Source organism: Ornithinimicrobium sp. (assembly GCF_030537745.1).
Lineage (GTDB): Bacteria > Actinomycetota > Actinomycetes > Actinomycetales > Dermatophilaceae > Ornithinicoccus.
Genome location: NZ_JAUNVI010000122.1, coordinates 1 through 2,443 on the forward strand (window position 1 = coordinate 1; position 2,443 = coordinate 2,443).

Annotated in this window: 5 protein-coding genes; all 5 read right to left on the reverse strand. The window is 65.6% G+C overall.

The genetic code is table 11. From position 1 onward, the window contains the following. Positions 1–90: 90 nt before the first annotated feature. Entirely contained in the window at positions 91–1,059 is a 969-nt protein-coding gene (locus Q4P07_RS14210) for a hypothetical protein (RefSeq protein WP_303375569.1), read from the reverse strand. Positions 1,060–1,200: 141 nt separating this feature from the next. Further along, positions 1,201–1,548: a type II toxin-antitoxin system PemK/MazF family toxin gene (locus Q4P07_RS14215; protein WP_368660291.1), complete on the reverse strand. Its 348-nt coding sequence runs from the start codon at positions 1,546–1,548 to the stop codon at positions 1,201–1,203. Then, positions 1,535–1,774, reverse strand: coding sequence for a ribbon-helix-helix domain-containing protein (locus tag Q4P07_RS14220; protein WP_303375571.1), 240 nt, complete (start codon positions 1,772–1,774; stop codon positions 1,535–1,537). The genes Q4P07_RS14215 and Q4P07_RS14220 overlap by 14 nt, the downstream gene beginning before the upstream one ends. Before the next feature lie 62 nt (positions 1,775–1,836). Then, entirely contained in the window at positions 1,837–2,094 is a 258-nt protein-coding gene (locus Q4P07_RS14225) for a type II toxin-antitoxin system RelE/ParE family toxin (RefSeq protein WP_303375572.1), read from the reverse strand. Next, positions 2,094–2,375, reverse strand: coding sequence for a type II toxin-antitoxin system Phd/YefM family antitoxin (locus Q4P07_RS14230; RefSeq protein ID WP_303375573.1), 282 nt, complete (start codon positions 2,373–2,375; stop codon positions 2,094–2,096). Before Q4P07_RS14230 ends, Q4P07_RS14225 begins: the two co-directional genes overlap by 1 nt. Between the last annotated feature and the right edge of the window lie 68 nt (positions 2,376–2,443).

Below are 2,443 nucleotides of genomic sequence, written 5' to 3' on the forward strand. Positions count from 1 at the left end.
CGGGTCTGCTGCACGGACAGTGTCAGCTGTCCGTGCAGCAGACCCATGGGCTTCTCGATCGTGCGGCGCGGGTCGCGAGACCGGCCGGTGTCATGGGCTCCAGCGGGTGGCTCCGGTTGCGCAGAAGCTGGTGCGGACTGCCGGGCCTTCGAGGCAGCCGGCGTCGATCAGGGCGCGGTCGCCGATGGGCTCGGGGAGGGGGACGGTCATTTGGACGCTGTCGTTGCCCTGGCAGGACTGGGGTTCATCGCCTGGGAGCGGTTCGGCGTCGACCCGGATGATGATGTCGTCGGCGCCGAGTGAGACAACTGGCTGGGCGATCGCTCCGGTCACCCCGCTGGAGCACTCTGTACGGGTGACCTCGATGGGCACGCTCGTCGATTCGGCGGTCACGCGCTCGGGGTCGGACAGTGTCCAGGTCGCGGCTGCGCCCACTTGGGGCGGGATCGTCGCGGTGACATCTGGGATCGCTGGGTTCGAATCTGGCAGGGCTGTGCGGGTTGCATCGTCAAGCAGCAGGCGGACGGCGTCGTACACCCGGTTGTAGAACCCGCTGCCGGGGTCGTCGATGCGCCCGGGGGTGCCCGACTCGCCCAGATAGATGGCTGTCGGCAGGATGCGCAGCACTGGGAGGTTCGCGTCGGCGGGGGTGACGACGAAGCCGCGGAAGTCGAGCCCGGGATCCGGCGGGTCGGCAGGGATCACCTCCCCGGCAGCCGCACTGTCGCCGATCATCAGGTACAGCTCCTCGGCGACGTCAGGGGCGAGCGGGATTGTCGGGTTCTCCCGTCCTGAGTAGAGGTCGACTGTCACGGTGGTCCAGCTGGGCGGGGCCGTGGGGGCGTCGGATTCTGGCGTGCTGCAGCCCGAGGCGGCAAGTGCGATGCCGGCGACCACGACGATGCCAACGGTTGCCGCCTGCCAGCGCCGCGCTGTAGAGGTGGCAGGTTGATGGCTCGGTCGGGCGGCGCGGCCGACCGGGTCGACCGTCACCGCCGGAACCGGCATCGTCGACGCTCGGTGGAGACTTTCCCGGATCCGGGTCCCGAAATTAGTCATGTCTGAAGCAAACACCCGTCTGCGCCGCCACGTCTACCGGTCCCTGCCACCAAACTCGCCACAATGGGAAAAGCCTCGCGAACCCTGATCCGTTGCAGCAACCCCCTCCCATACGTCCGGATTTGCCGCTCTGAGTGCAGCCTACAAATGGAGATGCAGCCGAAGCGCGTCGTCGAGTGCCGCCATCAGATGGATCGGGACGCGTCCAATCACCGGGCCGAAGCGCCCGAACGAGACTGATCGAACCTGCTCCGCCTGAGCCTTGGAGTCCCTCCGGGTCCCTGTCTCCACCGCCGGCAGAAACACCTGGAACGGGAATACGTGCGCGGTGTTGCTCGTCAGCGGAACGACCGTCACCACCCCGCGCCCAAGTCTGGCCGCAGTGGCGTTGGCGTGATCATTACTCACCACGACCGCGGGCCGACGCTTGTTCGCCTCACCCGTCAGCGCCGGGTCCAGGTCCACGAGCCGGATCTCACCTCGCAACATCTGCTAACCCGTCGGCCGAAGTAGACTCCCATGCGCGTGCGTCGCCCGAGGATCCCCATTCCTCCCAGGCTGCCGCGTAGGCGTCCTCGAGTTCTGCGTCGCCCAACAGTTTGATCGCCTTCTGGATCGCGGCGGACCGAGACCGCAGGCCCGCGGCTTTGGCGTACTTGTCCAACGTCGCGACGTCATCCTCGGAGAGGCTGACACTCAACTTCACCTGGCTCATGCCACCATGGTAGTACCATGAGTGCCTCCATGGTAGCTTTCACGGATCTGCCGCGTTCGGTGTCAGTGGTAGACGTCCGCTCGGTGCTCGATGGCAATAATCGTGACGCGATGGTCGATCCGGTAGATGATCCGGTATTCGCCACGGCGTGCGCTGTGGAGCCCTTCGAGGTCGAAGCGGAGGGCTTTGCCGACTCGCCGTGGATTGCTGGCGATCCGGCCGTAGATGAACTCGATGGCGGCCGTTGCTACTTTTTCGGGGAGGCGTTGCAGGGCTCGCTTGGCGGTTGCTGTCCATGCGACCTCGTAGTGCTCTGCCATCAGTTCTGCAGTATCGCGAGGATGTCTTCCTTGGTGAGGACCTCGGACTCTCCGGCAGCGAGCTCATCAAGGCTGTCGCGGACCTGGGCTATCAGCTTGGGCCGGCTCACGATCTCTAGCGTCTCCTCGAGAGACGCAAGGTCGTCGGTGCTGATGACGACTGCTGCTGGCTTGCCGTGGCGGGTGATGACAACCCTGTCATGCTGGCGCTCCACCTGGTCGACAACTTCTGACAGGCGGTTCTTCACGTCCCGGAGGGCCATGGAGGCATCGATACCCATGGCTACAAGTGTAGCTACATTCGATCAGGCGTCAACGCCCGGATCTGCCGCCGTCCGCGCGCACGATC

What these genes read in the sequence shown, in the direction of transcription:
- Q4P07_RS14210 (WP_303375569.1), bottom strand. Translation starts at nt 1,059, where the DNA reads ATGACTAATTTCGGGACCCGGATCCGGGAAAGTCTCCACCGAGCGTCG.
- Q4P07_RS14215 (WP_368660291.1), bottom strand. Translation starts at nt 1,548, where the DNA reads ATGTTGCGAGGTGAGATCCGGCTCGTGGACCTGGACCCGGCGCTGACG.
- Q4P07_RS14220 (WP_303375571.1), bottom strand. Translation starts at nt 1,774, where the DNA reads ATGAGCCAGGTGAAGTTGAGTGTCAGCCTCTCCGAGGATGACGTCGCG.
- Q4P07_RS14225 (WP_303375572.1), bottom strand. Translation starts at nt 2,094, where the DNA reads ATGGCAGAGCACTACGAGGTCGCATGGACAGCAACCGCCAAGCGAGCC.
- Q4P07_RS14230 (WP_303375573.1), bottom strand. Translation starts at nt 2,375, where the DNA reads ATGGGTATCGATGCCTCCATGGCCCTCCGGGACGTGAAGAACCGCCTG.